21 protein-coding genes are annotated in these 19,983 nt (G+C 69.6%); 14 read left to right on the forward strand and 7 right to left on the reverse strand.

Going from position 1 to position 19,983, the window contains the following annotated elements; genetic code table 11:
* Genes C5708_RS00685 through C5708_RS00720 form a run of 8 tightly spaced genes read left to right on the forward strand, consistent with a single transcriptional unit; the run spans position 1 to position 6,799 of the window.
* Positions 1–1,146: a cysteine desulfurase family protein gene (locus C5708_RS00685; RefSeq protein WP_242916750.1), complete on the forward strand. Its 1,146-nt coding sequence runs from the start codon at positions 1–3 to the stop codon at positions 1,144–1,146.
* Between the two features lie 13 nt (positions 1,147–1,159).
* Positions 1,160–2,629, forward strand: coding sequence for a Fe-S cluster assembly protein SufB (gene sufB / locus C5708_RS00690; RefSeq protein WP_242916752.1), 1,470 nt, complete (start codon positions 1,160–1,162; stop codon positions 2,627–2,629).
* The gene (locus C5708_RS00695) at positions 2,626–3,000 is read left to right on the forward strand and encodes a VOC family protein (RefSeq protein ID WP_242916754.1); all 375 of its coding nucleotides are present in this window, start codon (positions 2,626–2,628) and stop codon (positions 2,998–3,000) included. Before sufB ends, C5708_RS00695 begins: the two co-directional genes overlap by 4 nt.
* Positions 3,001–3,002: 2 nt before the next feature.
* Positions 3,003–3,752 carry a Fe-S cluster assembly ATPase SufC gene (sufC, locus tag C5708_RS00700; RefSeq protein WP_242918018.1) on the forward strand — a complete coding sequence of 250 codons (750 nt, stop codon included), beginning with the start codon at positions 3,003–3,005 and terminating at the stop codon, positions 3,750–3,752.
* Entirely contained in the window at positions 3,749–4,795 is a 1,047-nt protein-coding gene (gene sufD / locus C5708_RS00705; protein WP_242916756.1) for a Fe-S cluster assembly protein SufD, read from the forward strand. Before sufC ends, sufD begins: the two co-directional genes overlap by 4 nt.
* On the forward strand, positions 4,792–6,036 hold the full coding sequence (locus C5708_RS00710; protein WP_242916758.1) for a cysteine desulfurase: 1,245 nt from the start codon (positions 4,792–4,794) through the stop codon (positions 6,034–6,036). Before sufD ends, C5708_RS00710 begins: the two co-directional genes overlap by 4 nt.
* A gap of 2 nt (positions 6,037–6,038) precedes the next feature.
* A complete protein-coding gene (locus C5708_RS00715; RefSeq protein WP_242918020.1) occupies positions 6,039–6,404 on the forward strand; it encodes an SUF system Fe-S cluster assembly protein in 366 nt (121 codons plus the stop codon).
* On the forward strand, positions 6,404–6,799 hold the full coding sequence (locus C5708_RS00720) for an iron-sulfur cluster assembly accessory protein (RefSeq protein ID WP_242916760.1): 396 nt from the start codon (positions 6,404–6,406) through the stop codon (positions 6,797–6,799). Before C5708_RS00715 ends, C5708_RS00720 begins: the two co-directional genes overlap by 1 nt.
* Here the strand turns inward: C5708_RS00720 and C5708_RS00725 are convergent.
* A complete protein-coding gene (locus tag C5708_RS00725) occupies positions 6,787–7,581 on the reverse strand; it encodes a lysophospholipid acyltransferase family protein (protein ID WP_242916761.1) in 795 nt (264 codons plus the stop codon). The two genes, C5708_RS00720 and C5708_RS00725, sit on opposite strands and share 13 nt — an antisense overlap.
* A gap of 34 nt (positions 7,582–7,615) precedes the next feature.
* Positions 7,616–8,173, reverse strand: coding sequence for a TetR/AcrR family transcriptional regulator (locus tag C5708_RS00730; RefSeq protein ID WP_242916763.1), 558 nt, complete (start codon positions 8,171–8,173; stop codon positions 7,616–7,618).
* An 84-nt stretch (positions 8,174–8,257) separates the two neighbouring features.
* On the opposite strand from C5708_RS00730, the gene C5708_RS00735 reads away from it, so the two are divergent.
* From C5708_RS00735 to C5708_RS00745, 3 genes are read left to right on the forward strand one after another with little or no spacing between them, the layout of a single operon-like run.
* A complete protein-coding gene (locus C5708_RS00735; protein WP_242916765.1) occupies positions 8,258–8,674 on the forward strand; it encodes a TfoX/Sxy family protein in 417 nt (138 codons plus the stop codon).
* A 31-nt stretch (positions 8,675–8,705) separates the two neighbouring features.
* Entirely contained in the window at positions 8,706–9,713 is a 1,008-nt protein-coding gene (locus tag C5708_RS00740; protein ID WP_242916766.1) for a glycosyltransferase family 9 protein, read from the forward strand.
* Positions 9,713–10,105: a DUF6165 family protein gene (locus C5708_RS00745; protein ID WP_242916778.1), complete on the forward strand. Its 393-nt coding sequence runs from the start codon at positions 9,713–9,715 to the stop codon at positions 10,103–10,105. The genes C5708_RS00740 and C5708_RS00745 overlap by 1 nt, the downstream gene beginning before the upstream one ends.
* 6 nt (positions 10,106–10,111) lie before the next feature.
* On the opposite strand, the gene C5708_RS00750 is transcribed toward C5708_RS00745, so the two are convergent.
* From C5708_RS00750 to C5708_RS00760, 3 genes are all read right to left on the reverse strand, one after another.
* Positions 10,112–10,618 (reverse strand): DUF1993 domain-containing protein, encoded by a 507-nt coding sequence (locus C5708_RS00750; protein WP_242916780.1) that lies wholly within the window; start codon positions 10,616–10,618, stop codon positions 10,112–10,114.
* 89 nt (positions 10,619–10,707) lie between these two features.
* Positions 10,708–11,511 carry an enoyl-CoA hydratase/isomerase gene (locus C5708_RS00755; protein WP_242916782.1) on the reverse strand — a complete coding sequence of 268 codons (804 nt, stop codon included), beginning with the start codon at positions 11,509–11,511 and terminating at the stop codon, positions 10,708–10,710.
* Positions 11,512–11,594: 83 nt separating this feature from the next.
* Complete coding sequence (locus C5708_RS00760; protein WP_242918022.1) at positions 11,595–12,647, reverse strand: GGDEF domain-containing protein; 1,053 nt, start codon at positions 12,645–12,647, stop codon at positions 11,595–11,597.
* 215 nt (positions 12,648–12,862) lie between these two features.
* Here C5708_RS00760 and C5708_RS00765 point away from each other — a divergent pair, with 215 nt between their 5' ends.
* Both C5708_RS00765 and C5708_RS00770 read left to right on the forward strand, forming a co-directional pair.
* The gene (locus C5708_RS00765) at positions 12,863–14,317 is read left to right on the forward strand and encodes a coniferyl aldehyde dehydrogenase (RefSeq protein ID WP_242916784.1); all 1,455 of its coding nucleotides are present in this window, start codon (positions 12,863–12,865) and stop codon (positions 14,315–14,317) included.
* 68 nt (positions 14,318–14,385) lie between these two features.
* Positions 14,386–15,576, forward strand: a complete 1,191-nt coding sequence (locus tag C5708_RS00770) for a glycosyltransferase 61 family protein (RefSeq protein WP_242916786.1) — start codon at positions 14,386–14,388, stop codon at positions 15,574–15,576.
* A gap of 15 nt (positions 15,577–15,591) precedes the next feature.
* Here the strand turns inward: C5708_RS00770 and C5708_RS00775 are convergent, their stop codons facing one another.
* Positions 15,592–17,136 carry a DEAD/DEAH box helicase gene (locus C5708_RS00775; RefSeq protein ID WP_242916788.1) on the reverse strand — a complete coding sequence of 515 codons (1,545 nt, stop codon included), beginning with the start codon at positions 17,134–17,136 and terminating at the stop codon, positions 15,592–15,594.
* A gap of 170 nt (positions 17,137–17,306) precedes the next feature.
* On the opposite strand from C5708_RS00775, the gene C5708_RS00780 reads away from it, so the two are divergent.
* Positions 17,307–17,846 (forward strand): GNAT family N-acetyltransferase, encoded by a 540-nt coding sequence (locus C5708_RS00780; RefSeq protein WP_242916790.1) that lies wholly within the window; start codon positions 17,307–17,309, stop codon positions 17,844–17,846.
* A 36-nt stretch (positions 17,847–17,882) separates the two neighbouring features.
* Here the strand turns inward: C5708_RS00780 and parE are convergent, their stop codons facing one another.
* Complete coding sequence (gene parE, locus C5708_RS00785) at positions 17,883–19,922, reverse strand: DNA topoisomerase IV subunit B (RefSeq protein ID WP_242916792.1); 2,040 nt, start codon at positions 19,920–19,922, stop codon at positions 17,883–17,885.
* Positions 19,923–19,983 lie beyond the last annotated feature (61 nt).

The following is a 19,983-nucleotide window of genomic DNA, read 5'->3' on the forward strand; positions in this document are numbered from 1 at the left end:
GTGACCCCCGTCTATCTCGACTATAACGCCACCGCGCCCATCCGCCCCGAGGCGGAAGATGCGGTGCTGCGCGCCTTGCGCATCGGCGGCAACCCATCGTCGGTGCACGCCGCCGGCCGCGCCGCCCGCGCCGCCGTCGAGTACGCCCGCGATCAGGTCGCCGCCATGATCGGCGGCCCGGCCTCGACCGTGGTGTTCGTCAGCGGCGGGGCGGAGGGCAACGCCCTGGCGATCGACAGCGCCGTCGCCGCCGGCTCGCGCCGCCTGCTGATCGGCGCCGTCGAGCACGACACCGTCCTGGCCACCGCCCAGGCCTCGGGCGCGGCGGTGGAGACCTGGCCGGTGGGTGCGGACGGCGTCGCCGACCTCGACTGGCTGCGCGCGCGCCTGGCGCGCTGGGACGCCGCCGACGGCCGCCCGTTCGCGGCCCTGATGCTGGCCAACAACGAGACCGGCGTCGTCCAGCCCGTGCAGGAAGCCGCCGTGCTGCTGCGCGAGGCCGACGGCTGGCTGCACGTCGACGCCATCCAGGGCGCCGGCAAGTTGTTCTTCGACAGCCGCGCCCTGGGCGCGGACACCCTGGCCGTCTCCGGACACAAGCTCGGCGGCCCGCACGGCGTCGGCGCCCTGACCTTCGGTCCACGGGCGGTGCTGTCGCGCCGGATTCACGGTGGCGGCCAGGAGCGCGGCCGGCGGGCCGGCACCGAGAACGTCGGCGGGATCGCCGGCCTGGGCGCCGCCGCCGAGGCCGCCCTGCGCGACCTGGACAAGGCCGCCGCCCAGGCGGCGTGGCGTGACGAGGTCGCCGAACGCCTGGCGCGCGAAGCGGGCGTGACGGTGTTCGGCGCGCGGGCGCGCAGGACGCCGAACACCCTGTGCTTCGCCGCCGAGGGCTTCGCCTCGGAGCTGCAGGTGATGCAGATGGACCTCGCCGGGGTGATGGTCAGCGCCGGCTCGGCCTGCTCGTCGGGCAAGGTCAAGGCCAGCCATGTGCTGACCGCCATGGGGGCCGGAGAGCTGGCCGGCTCGGCCATCCGCGTCAGCGGCGGCTGGGCCACCGTCAAGGCCGATTGGGATCGTTTCGCGGACGTGTGGCTCGACGCCCACGCCCGCCAGCTGGCGCGCCGCCGCCAGCCGGCCGCGTAGGGAGTAGGGCAGCATGGCCGCCGTCAAGCAGACTATCGAGACCGTCGAGGCGCTGGAGCGCTACAAGCACGGCTTCGTCACCGACATCGACCAGGAGTTCGCGCCCAAGGGCCTGAACGCCGACATCGTCCGCTTCATCTCGGCCAAGAAGGACGAGCCGGAATGGATGCTGCAATGGCGGCTGGAGGCGTTCGAGCGCTGGCTGGCCCTGGAGCAGCCGACCTGGGCCAAGGTCCAGTTCCCGCCGATCGACTACCAGGACGCCTATTACTACGCCGCGCCCAAGACCAAGGACGGCCCCGCCAGCCTGGACGAGGTCGATCCGGACCTTTTGGCCACCTACGCAAAGCTCGGCATCCCCTTGAAGGAGCAGGAAGTTCTGGCCGGCGTTCAGGGCGCGGCCAAGTACGCGGTCGACGCGGTGTTCGACAGCGTCTCGGTGGTGACCACCTTCAAGAAGGAGCTGGCCGAGGCCGGGGTGATCTTCTGCTCGATGAGCGAGGCGATCCGCGAGCATCCGGAACTGGTCAGGAAATACCTCGGCTCGGTGGTCCCGACCTCGGACAACTACTTCGCCTGCCTGAACAGCGCGGTCTTCTCCGACGGCAGCTTCGTCTATGTGCCGCCGGGCGTGCGTTGCCCGATGGAGCTGTCGACCTATTTCCGCATCAACGCCGCCGAGAGCGGCCAGTTCGAGCGCACCCTGATCATCGCCGACGCCGGGGCCTACGTGTCCTATCTGGAAGGCTGCACGGCGCCGATGCGGGACGAGAACCAGCTGCACGCGGCGGTGGTCGAGCTGGTCGCCCTGGACGACGCCGAGATCAAATACTCCACCGTCCAGAACTGGTATCCGGGCGATCCGAAGACCGGCAAGGGCGGCATCTACAACTTCGTCACCAAGCGGGCCGACTGCCGGGGCGCGCGGTCCAAGGTCAGCTGGACCCAGGTCGAGACCGGCTCGGCCATCACCTGGAAATATCCGTCCTGCGTCCTGCGCGGCGACGACAGCTCGGGCGAGTTCTATTCGATCGCGGTGACCAACGGCCGGCAGCAGGCCGACACCGGCACCAAGATGATCCACCTGGGCAAGAACACCCGCTCGCGGATCATCTCGAAGGGCATCTCGGCCGGCCATTCGACCAACACCTATCGCGGCCTGGTCTCGACGAACCAGAAGGCGACGGGCGCCCGCAATTTCACCCAGTGCGACAGCCTGCTGATCGGCAAGTCCTGCGCCGCCCACACTGTGCCCTACATCGAGGCGCGCAACGCCTCGGCCAAGTTCGAGCACGAGGCGACCACCACCCGCCTGTCGGAAGACCAGCTGTTCTACGTGATGCAGCGCGGCCTGAGCCAGGAGGAGGCCGTGGCCCTGCTGGTCAACGGCTTCGTGCGAGAGGTGTTGCAGGAACTGCCGATGGAGTTCGCCGTCGAGGCCCAGAAGCTGGTGGCGATCAGCCTGGAGGGCTCGGTCGGATGACCCTGCAGGCCATCGATCATGTCCAGGTGGCCATCCCCGTCGGCGGCGAGGAGAGGGCGCGGCCGTTCTATCGTGACCTCCTGGGCCTCATTGAACAGCCCAAGCCGGCCGACATGGCCAGGCGCGGCGGGGCGTGGTTCGAGGCTGGCGGGATCAAGGTCCACCTCGGCGTCGAACAGGATTTCCGCGCCAACACCAAGGCGCATGTGGCGTTTCTCGTCGACGACGTGGCGGGGCTGGGCGAACGCGCCCGCGCCGCCGGTTTCGAGGTCAAGGAAGACGGCGATCTTCCCGGCCACGAACGCATTTTCGTCTTCGACCCCTTCGGCAACCGGCTGGAGTTCCTCAAGCCGGTCAGTGTGAAAGCATGAGCATGTTGTCCGTGAATAATCTGCACGTCCGGGTGGGCGAGGCGGAAATCATCCGTGGCCTGTCCCTGGCCGTTCCCGCCGGCGAGGTCCACGCGATCATGGGGCCGAACGGGGCGGGCAAGTCGACCCTGTCCTACACCCTGGCCGGCCGAGGCGGCTACGAGGTGACCGGCGGCTCGGCGACCCTGAACGGCGAGGACCTGCTTGCGCTGGAGCCGAACGAGCGCGCCGCCAAGGGGCTGTTCCTGTCGTTCCAGTATCCGCTGGAAATTCCGGGCGTTCCTGGCCTCACCTTCATCCGCACCGCCCTCAACGCCCAGCGCAAGGCGCGCGGCGAGGCCGAGATCAGCGCGCCGGAGTTCCTCAAGCTGGCCCGCGCCGAGGCGGCCAAGCTGAAGATCGACTTCGACATGCTCAAGCGTCCGCTCAATGTCGGCTTCTCCGGTGGTGAGAAGAAGCGGATGGAAATCTTTCAAATGGCGATGCTTTCGCCGCATTTCCTCATCCTCGACGAAACCGACAGCGGCCTCGACATCGACGCGCTGAAGATCGTCGCCGAGGGCGTCAACGCCCTGCGCGGGCCGGACCGGGCGATGCTGGTCATCACCCACTACCAGCGCCTGCTGGACTATATCCGTCCGGACATGGTGCACGTGCTGGCCGGCGGCCGCATCGTCGCCTCGGGCGGCCCGGAACTGGCCCTGGAGCTGGAAGCCGAGGGCTACGACCGCTTCGTGAAGGCGGCGGCATGAGCCTGGCCAGCGCCCTCGCGACCGGCGACGTCGCCGAACTGCCCAACCGGCGCCAGGAGGACTGGCGCTGGACCGACCTGCGCGGCGCTCTGCGCGCCTTGCCGCCGGCATCGCCCGCGGGCGAAGCGGCGGCGATCGGGTCTGGGCCGTTCGACGGGCTGACCAGCGACCAGATCGTCTTCCTCAACGGTCGCGCGCAGAGCGAGACCGTGATCGCGGTCGCCGAGGCGGCGGCGCGCACGGCGGCGCTGCGCTGGGTGTCCCAGACCTCGAACACCGCCCACGGCGGCAAGGTCCGCATCGTGGTCGCCGCCGGCGCCCGGCTGGTGCTGCTCGAAAGCTATGAAGGGCGCGGCGAGGCCTATGTCGCCGACGCGGTCCTGGAGTTCGAACTGGGCGAGGGCGCGTCGGTCGAGCGCGTGGTGCTGGCTGAGGACGCGGCCGACGCGATCTCGGTGTCGACCGCGACCGTCGCCCTGGCGCCGCACGCCCGCTTCGCCCAGACCGTGCTGACCAGCGGCGCCAAGCGCCAGCGCCTGGAGACCCAGGTCAGCCATCCCGGCGGCGGCGGCGAGCTGCGTCTCGACGGCGGCTACCTGATCGGCGGCGCCCGCCACGCCGACCTGACCACGGTGGTCGCCCACCAGGGCCTCGACGGCCGCACCGAGCAGCTGACCAAGGGCGCGGTCGCCGGCGCGGCGCGGGGCGTGTTCCAGGGCCGCATCGTCGTCGCCGAAGGGGCGGACCACACCGACGCCCGCATGGGCCACCACGCGCTGATCCTGTCGGACCGCGCCGAGGTCGACGCCAAGCCGGAACTCGAAATCTACGCCGACGACGTCGCCTGCGCCCACGGCAACACCGTCGGCGCCCTGGACGAGGACGCGCTGTTCTACATCCGCTCGCGCGGCGTGCCGGAGCACGAGGCGCGCGCCTTGCTGACCCAGGCCTTCGTCGGCGAAGTGGTCGACCGCATCGAGCACGAGGGCGCGCGCGACGCCGCCCGCGCCTGGGTCGCGTCCCATCTGGAGGCCTTGGCATGAGCTTCCCCAGGCCGACCTTCGACGGCGCGTTCGACGTCGCCGCCGTGCGCGAGCAGTTCCCGATCCTGAAGCGGACGGTGAACGGCAAGCCGCTGGTCTATCTCGACAGCGCCGCCTCGGCCCAGAAGCCGCGCGCGGTGATCGAGGCGATGGTCGGGGTGATGGAGGGCTCCTACGCCAACGTCCACCGCGGCCTGCACACGCTGGCGAACGAAACCACCGAAGCCTATGAAAAGGCGCGCGAAAGCGTTCGCCGGCTGATCAACGCCGAAAGCGCTTCCGAGATCGTCTTCACCAAAGGGGCGACCGAGGCGATCAACCTCGTGGCCTCGTCCTTCGGCCAGGGGCTGCAGGCCGGCGACGAGATCGTGCTGTCGCAGATGGAGCACCACGCCAACATCGTGCCGTGGCACTTCCTGCGCGAACGCAAGGGCGTCGTGCTGAAGTTCATCCCGGTGACCGATGACGGCCGGCTCGACATGGAGGCGTTCCACGCCCTGCTGGGGCCGCGCACCCGGATGGTCGCCGTCGCCCACATGTCCAACGTGCTGGGCACGGTCAATCTGGTGCGCGAGATCATCGCCGCCGCCCACGCGGTCGGCGCGGCGACCCTGATCGACGGCTGTCAGGCCGTGGTCCACGCCAAGGTCGACGTGCGTGAGCTGGACGCCGATTTCTACGCCTTCTCCGGCCACAAGCTCTACGGGCCGACCGGGATCGGCGCCCTCTATGGCAAGGCCGAACGCCTGGCCGCCCTGCCGCCCTATCAGGGCGGGGGCGAGATGATCGGCGAGGTGTCGCTGGACAGGATCACCTACGCCGACCCGCCGCACCGGTTCGAGGCCGGCACGCCGGCGATCATCGAGGCGGTCGGCCTGGGCGCGGCCATCGACTGGCTGGAGACCCTGGACCGCGAGGCCGCCGCCGCCCACGAGCATGCGCTCTACGCCCGCGTCATGGAGCGCCTGTCGGGCGCCAACTGGCTGAAGGTGCTGGGCGCGGCCCCGGGCAAGGGCGCGATCCTGTCGTTCACCGTCGAGGGCGCCCACGCCCACGACATCGCCCAGGTGCTGGATCGGTACGGCGTCGCCGTGCGGGCCGGCACCCACTGCGCCGAACCCCTGATGCGCCGTTTCGGCCTGACGGCGAGCGCGCGCGCATCCTTCGCCCTATATAACACCCTGGAAGAGGCCGACGCCTTCGTCGACGCCTTGACCAAGGCCAGAACCTTTTTTGCGTGACCATGGACGACGCCAGCCTCACCGCCGCACAGACCGCCGCCTCGGCCATTCCGCAGGCGGAGCTCGACACGCTGACCGACCTGCTGGTCGAGAAGCTGAAGACCGTCTTCGACCCGGAGATCCCGGTCGACATCTACGAGCTGGGCCTGATCTACAAGGTCGACGTCTCGGACGACCGGGACGTGGCCATCGAGATGACCCTGACCGCGCCCGGCTGCCCGGTGGCCGGCGACATGCCCGGCTGGGTGCACGACGCGGTGATGGAGATTCCCGGCCTTAAGTCCTGCAACGTCAACCTGGTGTTCGATCCGCCGTGGGACCCGTCCCGCATGTCGGACGAGGCCAAGCTGCAGCTGAACATGTTCTGATGACCGAAGCCGTCCTCCAGCCCCGCGCCCGCCGCCCCCGACCCAAGGTGGTGACCCTGACCGACCGCGCCGCCGACCGGGTGCGCGAGATCATGGCCAAGGCGGACAAGCCCTATGCCGGCCTGCGCGTCGGGGTGAAGAACAGCGGCTGCGCCGGCCAGGAATACATCCTCGAATACGCCGAGGCGGCCGGGGCGCTGGACGAGGTGATCGAGGACAAGGGCGTGACCATCCTGATCGAACCGAAGGCGGTGCTGTTCCTGATCGGCACCGAGATCGACTACGAGACCACGCGCCTGTCGGCCAAGTTCACCTTCCGCAATCCCAACGAGACCGACGCCTGCGGCTGCGGCGAGAGCGTCACCATCGTCCCCGCCGCGGCTCAGGCCGACTGAGCCGCCAGGGTTTCGGTCGGGCGCACGTTGCGGCGGCCGTCCCATTCCACCAGCACCGCCGGCGCGGCCGGCTGTCCGGTCTCGGCGGCGATAAGTTCGCTGGTGCGGGTCTCGATGGCGTTCTCCAGCCGGGCCATGAACTCGGCCTTGGACAGGCCGGCGGGGATCGGATCGAGGAACTCGACCGTCGCCGTCCCGGCCGTCTTGCGGAATTCCTGCTGGCGCCAGAACAGCCCGAGATTGGTGGCCACCGGCACCACCGGCAGGTCGAAGTCGGCCGACATGTGCCAGACGCCGGTGCGGTAGCGGAACCGCTCGCCCGGCCCGGCCAGGTGGCCTTCCGGATAGATCAGGATGCGCTTGCCCTCGGCGTGGGCGGCGGCCGAGGCGTCGGTCAACGCCCGGCGGGCTTCCGGGCCGCCGCAGTTGTTGACCACGATGGCTCCCAGCTTGCGCAGGATGCCGCGCAACAGCGGGATGCGCTCGAGATGGTCGCCGGTGACGAAGGCCAGGTTATCGACATTGGCGAACATCACGAAGCCGTCGCCCCAGGAGTGGTGCTTGGCGGCGATGATGAACGCGCCCTGGGGCAGGCGCTCGCGGCCGCGCAGGTCGACCTTGACGCCGGCGATCCAGTGAAGGGCCCACATCATGCGCTGGGTGTAGCGGCGAATGACCCAGGTCATCACGCCCCGGCCGGGAACCAGCGAGGCGATGGTGGCCATGACGGCGTAGAAGAACGACAAGACCCAGTACGCGACGTTGAACAGCGTGCTGCGCATGATTGCGCTCCTGCTTGCGTGAAGAGGGAAGGGTTCAGCGGGCGAACAGCACCGCCTGGATGGCCTTGGTCATCAGGGGGGCGTGCGTCGACATGGCGCCGTGGATGCGGCCATAGGCCTTGTTCTGGGCCGTCTGGGTGACGACGCCCAGGGCCATGGCAGCCAGCACGTGAGGATCGGCGGGGGGAATCTCGGCCGACATCATCGCCGCCTTGAGAATCCGCTCGGTGATCGAGACCGGGTCGCGGCCGTCCTCCTGATAGTAGGGCAGGAAGTGGTGCAGCGACAGCAGGTGGAACGAGAAACGCGGCCAGTCCTCGTCGGCCAACTGGCAGTAGGCGTCGACGATGGCGGCGACCTTGCCGCGGATGTCGGGCGCGCTCGCCGCCGCCGATTCCACCAGCTCGGACAGCCGGCGGTGCACGCCCATGAACAGGCTGACCGCCATCTCGTCCTTGCTTTTGTAATGACGGTAGAGCGCGCCTTCCGAAACGCCCGCCGCCGCGGCGATCGCCTTGGTGGTGGCGCCGTCGACGCCGACGCGGGTGAACAGCTCCAGCGCGGCTTGATCGATGCGCGGTTTGGCGGACATGGTCGGCTCCTGCGGTCGGGACCTTGATAACGGGTCTCCGATAGAATGCAAGTGAATACTCACTTACTTTCGATGGAGCGCCACGTGGCGGTGAGCGAAAGCATCAAGGAACAGGCCCGGGCGCTGTTCTCGGCGCTCGGCCCGGTGCGGGTGAAGCCCATGTTCGGCGGCGCTGGCGTCTATATCGACGAGACGATGTTCGCCCTGATCGCCGACGAGGAAATCTACCTCAAGGTCGACGACCAGACCGAGGATGCGTTCGACGCGGCGGGATGCGAGCCGTTCGTCTACGAGACGAAGCACGGTAGCAACACGTCGATGCGTTATCGGCGTCTGCCCGAGGCGGCCCTGGACGACGCCGAGGCGGCGCTCGGCTGGGGGCGGCTGGCGCTGGAGGCCGCCTTTCGGGCCCGGGCGGGCAAGCGCGGCGGCCGCAAGGCCCGGCCCAAGTCCGACCCCGGCCTGCTGATCTCGGGGCCGTGGGAGCAGAACGAGGATTGACCCGTCGGGGCGGCGAGGCCAAAGCGTCGTCATGATCCGGACGGTTATGGTCTATTCCATGGGCGAGGTGATCGGCGACGGCCTGATCAAGCTGCCCTTCGTCGACGCTGTGCGGCGCACCTATCCCGAGGCGAGGATCAGCTGGTGCGCGGCCAAGGGCGAGACGGTCTACGCCGGCCCGCTCAAGGGCGTGGTGGCGGGCCTGATCGACGAGGTGCTGACCACGCCGCCGACCGGGGCCGACCTGATCGACTTCCTGCACGGCCGTCCGTTCGGCGGCCGGCGCTTCGATCTGGTCATCGACACCCAGGACAACCTCCGCCGCAGCCTGTTCGCCAAGCGCGCGGCGGCCCGGTTCATATCGGCGGCGGGGGATTTCCGGCTGTCCGACGCCAGGCCGCCTAAGGACGACCCCGATCGCTGGCCGGCGGCGGTGACCGACCGGCTGGCGAAGCTGCTGTCCCTCGGTCCTTCGCCGGCTGCGCCCTTCGCCGGGGTCACCCTGGCCGATCCCCGCGCGGCGGCGGCGGCCGAGGCGCTGTTGCCGCCCGGGCCGACCTATGTCGGCCTGGCCCCCGGCGCCGGCGGTCAGAGCAAGCGGTGGCCGCTGGAGAACTATCTTGCCCTGGCCTCGGCGCAGCTGCGGGCGGGGCGCACGCCGGTGTTCTTCTTCGGCCCGGACGAGGCCGAGGACGCCGCCCGGGCGCGGGCCATGCTGCCCGGGGCGCTTTTCCCCGAGCAGGAGCGCGTGGACGCGTTCCAGGACGTGCGCGGGCCGCTGCTGGTCATCGCCCTGGCGCGGCGGCTGGCCGCCGCCGTCGCCAACGACGCTGGGCCCGGCCACATGTTCGCGGCCGCCGACGCGCCGCTGGCGTCGCTGCACGGGTTCCGGCGCAAGGCGGCCAAGTTCAAGCCGGCGGCCTCGCGGCTTGAGCTGCTGGTCGCCGAGGATTACGGGGAGGGCATGGCCGCGATTCCGGTCGCCGAGGTCGAGGCCGCCCTCGACCGCCTGATCCGCCCCAACACCGAGACCGACTGATGCCCATCCTCGCCCCCGTCTCCGCCGGCGAACTGGTCGACAAGATCACCATCCTGCGCATCAAGGCCGAGCGCATCGGCGACGCGGCCAAGGAGGCCAACGTCCGCAAGGAGCTGGGCCTGCTGGAGGCCATCGCCGCCGAGGCCCTGCCGGCGTCGGCCGAGATCGACGCCCTGACGGCCGAGCTGACCGCCATCAACGCCGCGCTGTGGGACATCGAGGACGGCAAGCGCGACTGCGAGCGCCGCCAGGACTTCGGCGACCGCTTCGTGCGCCTGGCCCGCGACGTCTATATCGAGAACGACCGCCGCGCCGCCGTGAAGCGGCGCATCAACGCCGCGGCGGGCTCGGAGCTCGTCGAGGAGAAGAGCTACAAGCCCTACGGCGCCTGACCGGCCTCAGGCCCCGCCGAGGTAGTCCCGCTTGCCCAGCTCCACGCCGTTGTGGCGCAGGATCAGATAGGCGGCGGTGATGTGGAAATAGAAGTTCGGCAGGATGAAGTTCAGCAGGAACGACTGGCCGGTGAAGGTCATCTCGCTGTCCCGCATCTTCATCACCACGGCGCGCTCTTCGCCGCCGTCGATCTGGTCTGCCGACAGCCCGTTCAGGAACGCGACGGTCTTGCCCAGGCGTTCCTGCAGTTCGGCGAAAGTGGTCTCGGTGTCCGGATTGCTGGGGAACTCGACGTTCGCCAGCCGCGCGCCGCCGCGCAGGGCGCTGTCGGCGGCGATCTGCACCTGACGCGACAGCGGCAGCATGTCCGGCGCCAGCCGGTCGTTGATCAGCACGGCGGGGTCGATCTGGCGGGCTTCGGCGTGGGCGGCCGCCTTGGCCAGGATCTTCGACAAGGCCTCCAGCTTCTGGATGAATACAGGAACCGAGGCTTGGTACATGGAAAGGGACATGGAATCTCTCGGAGAGGAAAGGCGCGGGCTTGTCTCACGGAAGACGCCCGGGCGTCTTCCGGTTTCGGTCGCCAGCCTGGCCTGGAAGTTTAGCGGCCCTTGAAGGCGGCGGGACGCTTCTGCAGGAAGGCGCCGACGCCCTCGATGAAGTCGTCGGTCTTGCCGGCGAGCTTCTGGGCGGCCCGTTCAGCCTGAAGCTGCTCGGTCCAGCCGGCGTCGAGGCTGTCCCAGATGGCGCGGCGGATCAGGCCCAGCGACCGCGGGCCGGCCGCCAGCTCGGCGGCGAGGGCCAGGGCGGTCGGCATCAGCTCGGCGTCGGGAACGCAACGGTTGATCAGGCCCCAGTCCAACGCCCGGGCGGCCGGGATCTTCTCGCCCAGCAGGGCCATCTCCATGGCGCGGGCCTTGCCGACCAGCCGGGGCAGCAGATAGGTCGAGCCGCCGTCCGGAACCAGGCCGATGCGGCGGAAGGCCTGCAGGAAATAGGCGCTCTCGGCGGCCACGACGATGTCGCCCATCAGGGCGAACGAGCAGCCGACCCCCGCCGCCGCGCCGTTCACCGCCGTGACCAGCGGGACGGGCAGGTCGCGGATCAGGCTGACCAGGGGATTGTAGACGGTCTCCAGCGCGCGCCCGGCGTCGGGGCGGCCGTCGACGTCCAGCTCGCGTCCCGCCGCGCCGCCGCCGGCCAGGTTGGCGCCCGAGCAGAAGCCGCGCCCCTCGCCGGTGAGCACGACCGCGCGGGCCTCGAGCAGCCCGTGGGAGACGCGCTTGAAGACGTCCGTCAGTTCGGCGCCCATGTCGAGGCCGGCGGCGTTGAGGGTGGCGGGATCGGACAGGGTGACGATCGCGACGCCCTCCCTGATTTCGACCTTCAGCTTTGCATAGTCCATGGCGCGCTCCCGGATCGGCCTTGCGGCTCTTGCCGAAAGCTAAGCAGGGATAACGCCAGGGAACGCGAGCGGAATCTGCGGCGTCAGGCCGCCGCGTCCACCGCCTCGGCGTTGGTCACGCGGTTGCGGCCCGTGCGCTTGGAGGCGTAGAGCGCGGTGTCGGCACGCTCCAGCAGGGCGTGGATGGTCTCCCTGGCCGCCCGCTGGGCGAGGCCGGCCGACACGGTGATGGTGCCGAGGTCCTCGTTGGTCGAGCGGCGCTTGAGCATGCGCGACGAGACTTCCTCGCGGATCTCCTCCAGCACCTGTTCGACCGCGTGCGCGGTCTCGCCGGGGAAGATCATGGCGAACTCCTCGCCGCCGTAACGGGCGGCGAAACGCGGCGGCGGGGCCATGCGGCCCATGACGCTGGCCACGTAGCGGATCACCTGGTCGCCGGTCTGGTGGCCCCAGGTGTCGTTGAAGCTCTTGAAATGGTCGATGTCGATGAGGGCCAGGGTCAGCGGCTCGCCGCTGGTCTCGGCGTCGGCGCAGGCGCGGCCGAGCTCTTCGTCGAAGGCCTTGCGATTGGCCAAGTTGGTCAGGGAATCCGTCGAGGCGTCGCGCCGCACCTGTTCCAAATGGTCCTTGAGGCGGTTCACCTCGGCGGTGGATTCCGAAAGCCGCTTCTCGAGCGACTTGTTCTCGCGCTGCACGCGGCGGGTGGCCGAGGCCAGGGTGTCGACCAGGCGCTTGATCTGCAGCGTGTCGGTCTGTTCCGACAGCTCCTTGCTCGCGCCGGCCAGGGTGTTGCCGTACTGCTCGCTGGTCTTCTGGGCGTGCTCGATGGCCTTGGCCACCGTCGCCAGCTCCTTGCTCAGCTGGTCGCCGGCGTTGCGGATCTGCTCGTTCAGCCGCGCCTTGGGCAGATAGGTCGCCGCCAGCTCCTCGGCCAGGGTGTCGGTGATGGCCTGGCCCAGGGTCATCAGCCGCTGAATCTCGCGGGCGATGGGGCCTTCGGGATCGGCGACGACGTGCAGCCAGAGCTCGAAGTTCAACGCGGTCGGCCAGACCTCGTTCTGCTCCATGGCGTCGATGGCTTTCCGCGCCATGGCGTAGGATTCCGGCCCACGGAGCACGGTTTCGACGTCGGCGATCATGCTGGTCCCCCAGTCCGTACGAACTCCCATGGCGCGGCCTGTTTCGCCCCCGCCCCGGGAACTTCGGGGGGACACTATACGGCAGAGGAGAAACGTGAGGTTAAAGAGCGGACGCCGTTCGCTTAAACCGGCCCTTGCCGCCCGCGTCCGTCGAGCCCATCCTGAACATTGATCATGAGAGCCGGGCCCTTCCGGCCGGGAGGAGCTTGGACATGAACGCGCCAGCAGGGGTGGGCGGCGACCATCGCGCCGCGATGATGCGAATTCTGGACCGGCAGAAGGCCGCGCATCTGCGTGACGGCGCGCCGTCCGCCGAGCAGCGGATCGAGCGGCTGGACCGCTGCATCGGGTTGCTGGTCGATCACCGCCGCGAGATCGAGGACGCGCTCGACGCCGATTTCGGGGCGCGGTCGCGCGACGCCACCGCCTTGACCGACGTCGCCGGTTCGATCGGGCCGTTGAAGTTCGCCAAGGAGAACCTGCGCAAGTGGATGCGGCCGGAGCGGCGCAAGACCACGCCGGCGATCCTGGGGCTGTTCGGGGCCAAGGCCGAGGTCCGCTACCAACCCAAGGGCGTGGTCGGCGTGATCAGTCCGTGGAACTTTCCGGTCAACCTGACCTTCGCGCCCCTGGCCGGCGTTCTGGCGGCGGGCAACCGCGCGATGATCAAGCCGTCGGAATTCACCCCGGCGACCTCGGAGCTGATGGCGCGGATGTTCGCCAAGGCGTTCACCGACGAGGAGATCGCGGTGTTTCCGGGCGGCCCCGAGGTCGGACAGGCATTTTCCGGCCTGCCGTTCGACCATCTGATCTTCACCGGCGCGACCTCGATCGCCCGGCACGTCATGCGGGCGGCGGCCGAAAACCTGGTGCCGTTGACCCTGGAGCTGGGCGGCAAGAGCCCGGTGATCCTCGGCCGCTCCGCCGACTACGCCACCGCGGCGGCGCGCATCATGAACGGCAAGACCCTGAACGCCGGCCAGATCTGCCTGGCGCCCGACTACGTGCTGGCGCCCGACGACCGGCTGGAGGTGTTCGTCGACGAGGCCCGCAAGGCCGTCGACCGCATGTTCCCGACGGTCAAGGACAATCCCGACTACACCTCCATCGTCGCCCAGCGCCACTACGAGCGCGTCGCCGGCTATGTCGAGGACGCCCGGGCCAAGGGCGCGCGGGTGATCGAGATGAAGCCGGCCGATGAGGATCTGACCCAGCAGGAGCACCGCAAGATCGCGCCGACCCTGATCATCGACCCCACCGACGACATGAAGGTGATGCAGGAGGAGATCTTCGGCCCGGTGCTGCCAGTGAAGACCTATCGCTCGGTCGACGAGGCGGTGGGCTATGTCAACGCCCATGACCGGCCGCTGGGGCTCTATTATTTCGGGGCCGACGACGCCGAGCGCGAGCGGGTGCTGGAGCGGACGACCTCGGGCGGCGTCACCGTCAACGACGTGGTCTTCCACGTCGCCCAGGAGGACCTGCCGTTCGGCGGCGTCGGGCCGGCGGGCATGGGCAGCTATCACGGCGTCGACGGTTTCCGCGAGTTCAGCCATCGCAAGGCGGTCTACGTCCAGCTCAAGAAGGACGTGTCGCAGATGGTGCAGATGCGGCCGCCTTACGGGGAAGGGTTCCGCAAATACCTGGAGGCGCAGATCAAGCGCTGAGGCGCTAACTCCCGGTTGCGGCGTCCCCTGGCCCGTGGTCCAAGCAGGCCACGGGAGTGACCGTTCGCATGCATCGACCTTCGCCGCGTCTTGGAAACCACGAAGTTCCCCTGCGGCCGGTCCGCGAGAGCGACGTGCTGCCCCGATTGGAGATTGGAGACCTGCTCGGCGGCGGCGTGCCCGGCATGGCCACGGTCGCCGCCGCCGAACATGTTCCGGCGGAGGTGCTCTCGCCGTGGCTGGGCGGACGGCTCGGCGGCGCGCCCTGTCCGCCGGAGTACGGCGGCGTCCACGGCGGCCTGCTCGGCGAGATCAACGTCTGCCGCGTGCTCGACGTCCTGCATGCGCCGGCGTTCGGCGCGATCGTCGATTGCGACGGACGCGTGCAATGGGCGAGCGCGCGCGAGGCGATGGACAGGTGGCCGGATCTGTCCGGCCTGCCCGGCGCGCGGCGAGAGGGCGGCGAGACGATCTTCCGTCCGCCGGCGACGGCGACGCATCTGGCGGCGGCCTCGGTCTTCCACCCCTGGGGCGGCGGCTTCAACTATGGCCATTTCGTCCTGGATGCGCTGCCGTCGCTGCTGGTCCTCGACGAACTGGATCTACTGGGGCGCTATCCGCCGATCGCGCCGCCCTTGAGCCGCTGGCGGCGGGACCTGCTTCGCCTGGCGTTCGGGGATCATCTCAAGGTCGACGAGCGTTCCGAGCCGGTCGTGCGGCTCGGCGAGGCGGTCTACGCCACCAGCATGGACCATTTTCTCCATGCCCCGACGCCGATCCTGGGGCGGCTGCGCGAAAGGGTCCTGGCGCGCGCGCCGGCGCCGAGCGCGCCTGGCGCCCGGCTCTATTTCTCCCGCCGTGGCACGTCGATGCGGGTGATGGTCGATGAAGCGGCCGTCGAGGCGGGCCTGCGGCGACGCGGCTTTCGCATCGTGCACCCCGAACGGTTGAGCGTCGGCGAACAGATCGCCCTGGTGCGCGAGGCGGAGGTCATCGCCGGTCCGACCGGCGCGGCCCTGGCCAACGCGCTGTTCGCGCCGCCGTCGGCCAGGGTGGTGGAGATCCTGCCCCTGAACTTCGCCAGCCACTGGGTGCGGAGCATGCGCCATGTCACCGGCGGCGATTGGCGCGGCTATTTTTGCGAATCGCCGATCCCGGAGCGCGAGGTGGCGTTCTGGCGGCGGCTGCGGCGCGGTTTTCGTTTCGGCTACCGCACCGGCGCGCCGGCGTTCCTGGACTTTCTTGACGCCTGTCTCTAGGCGCCCGCGAAGCCGCTACTCGGCTTCGGTCTTGGCGATCTTGGGCGGCGCGCGCATCAGGAAGGCCGGGATGTCGTTGCCGAAGCCGACGATGCGGCGATCGTCGTCGTCCCGGGGGACGGGCGCCTGCACCCCGCGCCGGGAGAGGGGGCGGGGGGCGGGTGTTTCCGCATCCCGTTCCGGGCGGCGAGGGCTCGGCGCGGCGGCTTCGACGACCGGCTCGGCTTCGGGCCTGCGCCGTCCGCGGCGCGGCGGCGGGGCGTTGGCGGCGTCCGCCGCGGCCTCGGCCGGCTCGGCCTCAGGATTGACCCTGACACGAACCTCGTCCTCGCCGCGGCGGCTGCGACCGCGCGGCGGACGTTCGTTGCGCGATCCCCGGCCACGCTCGTCGCGGCGGCGTTCGCCGCCCTGGGCCTGGCTCCAGTCGAGTTCGAGCGGCACGTCCTCCGGCGTCTTGCCGATCAGCTTGAGCACCTTGTCCAGCGATTTGCCGTCGGCCGGGGTGACGATCATGTAAGCCTCGCCCGAGCGCCCGGCCCGGCCGGTGCGGCCGATGCGGTGGACGTAGTCGTCGGCGTGGTGGGGGACGTCGTAGTTGAAGACGTGGCTGACGTCGGGGATGTCGAGACCACGCGCGGCGACGTCCGAGGCGACCAGCAGCTTCAGCGAGCCGGCGCGGAAGTCGGCCAGGGTCTTCATGCGGGTCGACTGGTCGAGGTCGCCGTGGATGGCGGCGGCGTCGAAGCCGTGCACCTTCAGCGACTTGGCGACGACGTCGACCTCGCTCTTGCGGTTGCAGAACACGATGCCGTTCTTGATGGTGTCGCTGCCGCGCTCGATCAGGGCCCGCAGCGCCATGCGCTTGGCCTTGGGGTCGGACAGCGGGATGCGGGCCACGTACTGGGCGATGGTCTCGGCCGTGGTGGCGGGCTTGGCCACTTCGATCCGGGTGGGATCGTTGAGGAACTGCTTGGTCAGCCGGGTGATTTCTGGCGGCATGGTCGCCGAGAAGAACAGGGTCTGCTTCTTCGGCGGCGTCAGCTTGAAGATGCGCTCGATGTCGGGGATGAAGCCCATGTCGAGCATGCGGTCGGCCTCGTCGACCACCATGATCTGCACGCCGGTCATCAAGAGCTTGCCGCGCTCGAAGTGGTCGAGCAGGCGCCCCGGCGTGGCGATCAGCACGTCGACGCCGCGGTCCAGCTTGCGTTCCTGGTCCTCGAACGACACGCCGCCGATCAGCAGCGCCCAGGACAGCTTGGTGCCCTTGGCGTACTTCTCGAACGACGAGGCGACCTGGTCGGCCAGCTCGCGGGTCGGGGCGATGACCAGGCTGCGCGGCATGCGGGCCTTGGCCCGGCCGGCCGCCAGCCGATCGATCATCGGCAGGGTGAAGGCGGCGGTCTTGCCGGTGCCGGTCTGGGCGATGCCGAGGACGTCGCGTCCGGCGAGCGCCACCGGAATGGCCTGGGCCTGGATGGGGGTGGCGGTGGTGTAGCCGGTGTCGGCGACCGCCTGGAGGGTTGTGGGCGATAGGCCCAGGTCGGAAAAGTCGGTCATGTCACGCTGTTGAAAGCCGGAGCCGCCCGTGCTTGGGCGAGCGGGCGGCGCGGATTCGCCAGACCTGCTCCGAACGGGGCCGTAATAGACCCCAGAGCTTGAAAGTCAACGCCCGCTCTCCATTTTCCCAAGTCTGGCAACGGATTATGGTTGAGACTCGGAGAGCGTCCATGAACAACGAGATGATCAGGCCCGCGGTCGAGGCCGATGTTCCAACGCTGAGAACCCTGATCGACGCTTCGGTGATGGCGCTGCAGGCCGGCGACTACACCGAGGCCCAGCGCCGCGGCGCCCTGGGGACGGTGTTCGGGATCGACACGCAGCTGATCGCCGACGGCACCTACTTCGTCGTGGAGACCGAGGGGCGCATCGTCGGCTGCGGCGGCTGGAGCCGGCGCAAGACCCTGTTCGGAAGCGATCATGTGACGGGCAAGGACGACGCTCTGCTCGACCCCGACGTCGATCCCGCCAAGATCAGGGCGTTCTTCGTCCATCCCGACTGGGCGCGCCGGGGGATCGGCAGCCGCATCATGCGCGCCTGCGAGGACGCCGCCGCCGAGGCCGGGTTTCGCCGGTTGGAGCTGGGCGCGACCCTGACCGGGGTGCCGCTCTACGAGCGCCACGGCTTTACGCCGATCGAGCGTATCGAGGCGCCGCTGCCCAACGGCGAGGCGCTGCCGGTGGTGCGCATGGGCAAGGCGCTCGACTGACCATCCGCCCCCGCCTTGGCGGGGACGGGCGGGGCTTCAGACGTCGAGGTCGTCGGCCGCGAACTCGGCGTTCTCCTGGATGAAGCGGAAGCGCAGCTCGGGCTTGCGGCCCATCAGGGTCTCGACCAGGGCCTCGACCGCTTCTTCCGAACGGGGCAGGGTGACCCGCGCCAGGATGCGCTTGGCCGGGTCCATGGTGGTGTCCTTCAACTGCGCGGGCATCATCTCGCCCAGGCCCTTGAAGCGGCCGATCTCGGGCTTCTTGCCCTTGAACATGGTCGCCAGCAGCTCGTCCTTGTGGGCGTCGTCGCGGGCGTAGGCGGTCTTGCCGCCGTGGCTGAGGCGATAGAGCGGCGGCAGGGCCAGGTACAGCCGTCCTGCGCGGATCATGTCGGGCATGGTCCGGTAGAAGAAGGTGATCAGCAGCGAGGCGATGTGGGCGCCGTCGACGTCGGCGTCGGTCATGATGATGATGCGCTCGTAGCGCAGCTCTTCTTCCTTGAATCGATTGCCGCCCTGGACGCCAAGCGCCAGCAGCAGATCGGCCAGCTCCTTGTTGGCGACCTGCTTCTCGCCCGAGGCCGAGGCCACATTGAGGATCTTGCCGCGCAGGGGCAGGATCGCCTGGGTCCGGCGGTTGCGGGCCTGCTTGGCCGAGCCGCCGGCCGAATCGCCCTCGACGATGAACAGTTCGGCGCCGTCGATGGCGTTGGCCGAGCAGTCGGCCAGCTTGCCGGGCAGGCGCAGCTTGCGCGTCGCCGAGGCGCGGGCGACTTCCTTGTCCTTGCGTCGCTTCAGGCGCTCCTCGGCCCGCTCGATCACGAATTCAAGCAGGCTGTTGGCCGCCTTGGGCGCCGCCGTCAGCCAATGGTCGAACGGGTCGCGCAACGTCGCCTCGACCAGGCGCTGGGCGTCGGAGGACGACAGCTTCTCCTTGGTCTGGCCCTGAAACTCCGGGTTGCGGATGAACACCGAGATCAGCGCTCCGGCGCCGCCGACCACGTCCTCGGCCGTGATCAGGCTGGCCCGCTTCTCTCCGGTCAGTTCGGCGTAGGCCTTAAGCCCCCGCGTCAGGGCGGCGCGGAAGCCGGCCTCGTGGGTGCCGCCCTCGGGGGTCGGCACGGTGTTGCAGTACGACTGCATGAAGCTGTCGGCCTCGCCGAAGCCGGCCGGGCTCCAGGTGATGGCCCATTCGACGGCGCCGGCCTCGCCGGTGCGCTCGATGCGGCCCGAGAAGGTGTCGGTCACCGTCTCGATGCCGGCCGTGCGTTCCTTGAGGAAGTCGGCCAGGCCGTTGGGGAAGTGGAAGGTCGCCTCGGCCGGGGTCTGGTCGTGGATGCGGTCGGGGGCGCATTTCCAGCGGATCTCGACGCCCCGGAACAGGTAGGCCTTGGAGCGCGCCATGCGGTAGAGCCGCGCCGGCTTGAACGCCGCGCCCTCGCCGAAGATCAACTCGTCGGGAACGAAGCGGACGGCGGTGCCGCGCTTGCGCGACGCGCCGAGCCGTTCGATCGGGCCGAGCGGCTTGCCGCGCGAGAAGACCTGGCGCCATTCGAAGCCGTCGCGCCAGACGGTGACGTCCAGGGTCTCGGACAGGGCGTTGACCACCGAGGCGCCGACGCCGTGCAGTCCGCCCGAGGTCTCGTAGGCCTTGCCCGAGAACTTGCCGCCGGCGTGCAGCACGGTGAGGATCACCTCGAGGGCCGACTTGCCGGGATATTTCGGGTGCGGGTCGACCGGCATGCCGCGGCCGTCGTCGCGGACGGTCAGGCCGCCGTCGGCGTCGAGGGTGACCTCGATGACCTTGGCGTGCCCGGCCACCGCCTCGTCCATCGAGTTGTCGAGGATTTCGGCGAACAGGTGGTGCAGCGACCGCTCGTCGGTGCCGCCGATGTACATGCCCGGGCGCTTGCGCACCGGCTCCAGGCCTTCGAGGACTTCGATGTCCTTGGCCGAATAGCCCCCGGTCGGCGCCGGGTGCGGTTCATGCGCGGCGGCCAGCGGAGCGGCGGAGACGGGAGCGAGGGCGTCGTCGAACAGGGACGCTTGCGGGGCCTTGGCGGCGTTGTTGGCCATGAGCGGACTTTGCGGCGATTCGGTACGGGAACGTCTTCCGGCGGGGTGGAATCCGCCAGGA

The sequence above is a fragment of the Caulobacter sp. CCUG 60055 genome (assembly GCF_022750545.1).
GTDB lineage: Bacteria > Pseudomonadota > Alphaproteobacteria > Caulobacterales > Caulobacteraceae > PUIC01.

What these genes read in the sequence shown, in the direction of transcription:
- sufB (WP_242916752.1), top strand. Translation starts at nt 1,160, where the DNA reads ATGGCCGCCGTCAAGCAGACTATCGAGACCGTCGAGGCGCTGGAGCGC.
- C5708_RS00695 (WP_242916754.1), top strand. Translation starts at nt 2,626, where the DNA reads ATGACCCTGCAGGCCATCGATCATGTCCAGGTGGCCATCCCCGTCGGC.
- sufC (WP_242918018.1), top strand. Translation starts at nt 3,003, where the DNA reads ATGTTGTCCGTGAATAATCTGCACGTCCGGGTGGGCGAGGCGGAAATC.
- sufD (WP_242916756.1), top strand. Translation starts at nt 3,749, where the DNA reads ATGAGCCTGGCCAGCGCCCTCGCGACCGGCGACGTCGCCGAACTGCCC.
- C5708_RS00710 (WP_242916758.1), top strand. Translation starts at nt 4,792, where the DNA reads ATGAGCTTCCCCAGGCCGACCTTCGACGGCGCGTTCGACGTCGCCGCC.
- C5708_RS00715 (WP_242918020.1), top strand. Translation starts at nt 6,039, where the DNA reads ATGGACGACGCCAGCCTCACCGCCGCACAGACCGCCGCCTCGGCCATT.
- C5708_RS00720 (WP_242916760.1), top strand. Translation starts at nt 6,404, where the DNA reads ATGACCGAAGCCGTCCTCCAGCCCCGCGCCCGCCGCCCCCGACCCAAG.
- C5708_RS00725 (WP_242916761.1), bottom strand. Translation starts at nt 7,581, where the DNA reads ATGCGCAGCACGCTGTTCAACGTCGCGTACTGGGTCTTGTCGTTCTTC.
- C5708_RS00730 (WP_242916763.1), bottom strand. Translation starts at nt 8,173, where the DNA reads ATGTCCGCCAAACCGCGCATCGATCAAGCCGCGCTGGAGCTGTTCACC.
- C5708_RS00740 (WP_242916766.1), top strand. Translation starts at nt 8,706, where the DNA reads ATGATCCGGACGGTTATGGTCTATTCCATGGGCGAGGTGATCGGCGAC.
- C5708_RS00745 (WP_242916778.1), top strand. Translation starts at nt 9,713, where the DNA reads ATGCCCATCCTCGCCCCCGTCTCCGCCGGCGAACTGGTCGACAAGATC.
- C5708_RS00750 (WP_242916780.1), bottom strand. Translation starts at nt 10,618, where the DNA reads ATGTCCCTTTCCATGTACCAAGCCTCGGTTCCTGTATTCATCCAGAAG.
- C5708_RS00755 (WP_242916782.1), bottom strand. Translation starts at nt 11,511, where the DNA reads ATGGACTATGCAAAGCTGAAGGTCGAAATCAGGGAGGGCGTCGCGATC.
- C5708_RS00765 (WP_242916784.1), top strand. Translation starts at nt 12,863, where the DNA reads ATGAACGCGCCAGCAGGGGTGGGCGGCGACCATCGCGCCGCGATGATG.
- C5708_RS00770 (WP_242916786.1), top strand. Translation starts at nt 14,386, where the DNA reads ATGCATCGACCTTCGCCGCGTCTTGGAAACCACGAAGTTCCCCTGCGG.
- C5708_RS00775 (WP_242916788.1), bottom strand. Translation starts at nt 17,136, where the DNA reads ATGACCGACTTTTCCGACCTGGGCCTATCGCCCACAACCCTCCAGGCG.
- C5708_RS00780 (WP_242916790.1), top strand. Translation starts at nt 17,307, where the DNA reads ATGAACAACGAGATGATCAGGCCCGCGGTCGAGGCCGATGTTCCAACG.
- parE (WP_242916792.1), bottom strand. Translation starts at nt 19,922, where the DNA reads ATGGCCAACAACGCCGCCAAGGCCCCGCAAGCGTCCCTGTTCGACGAC.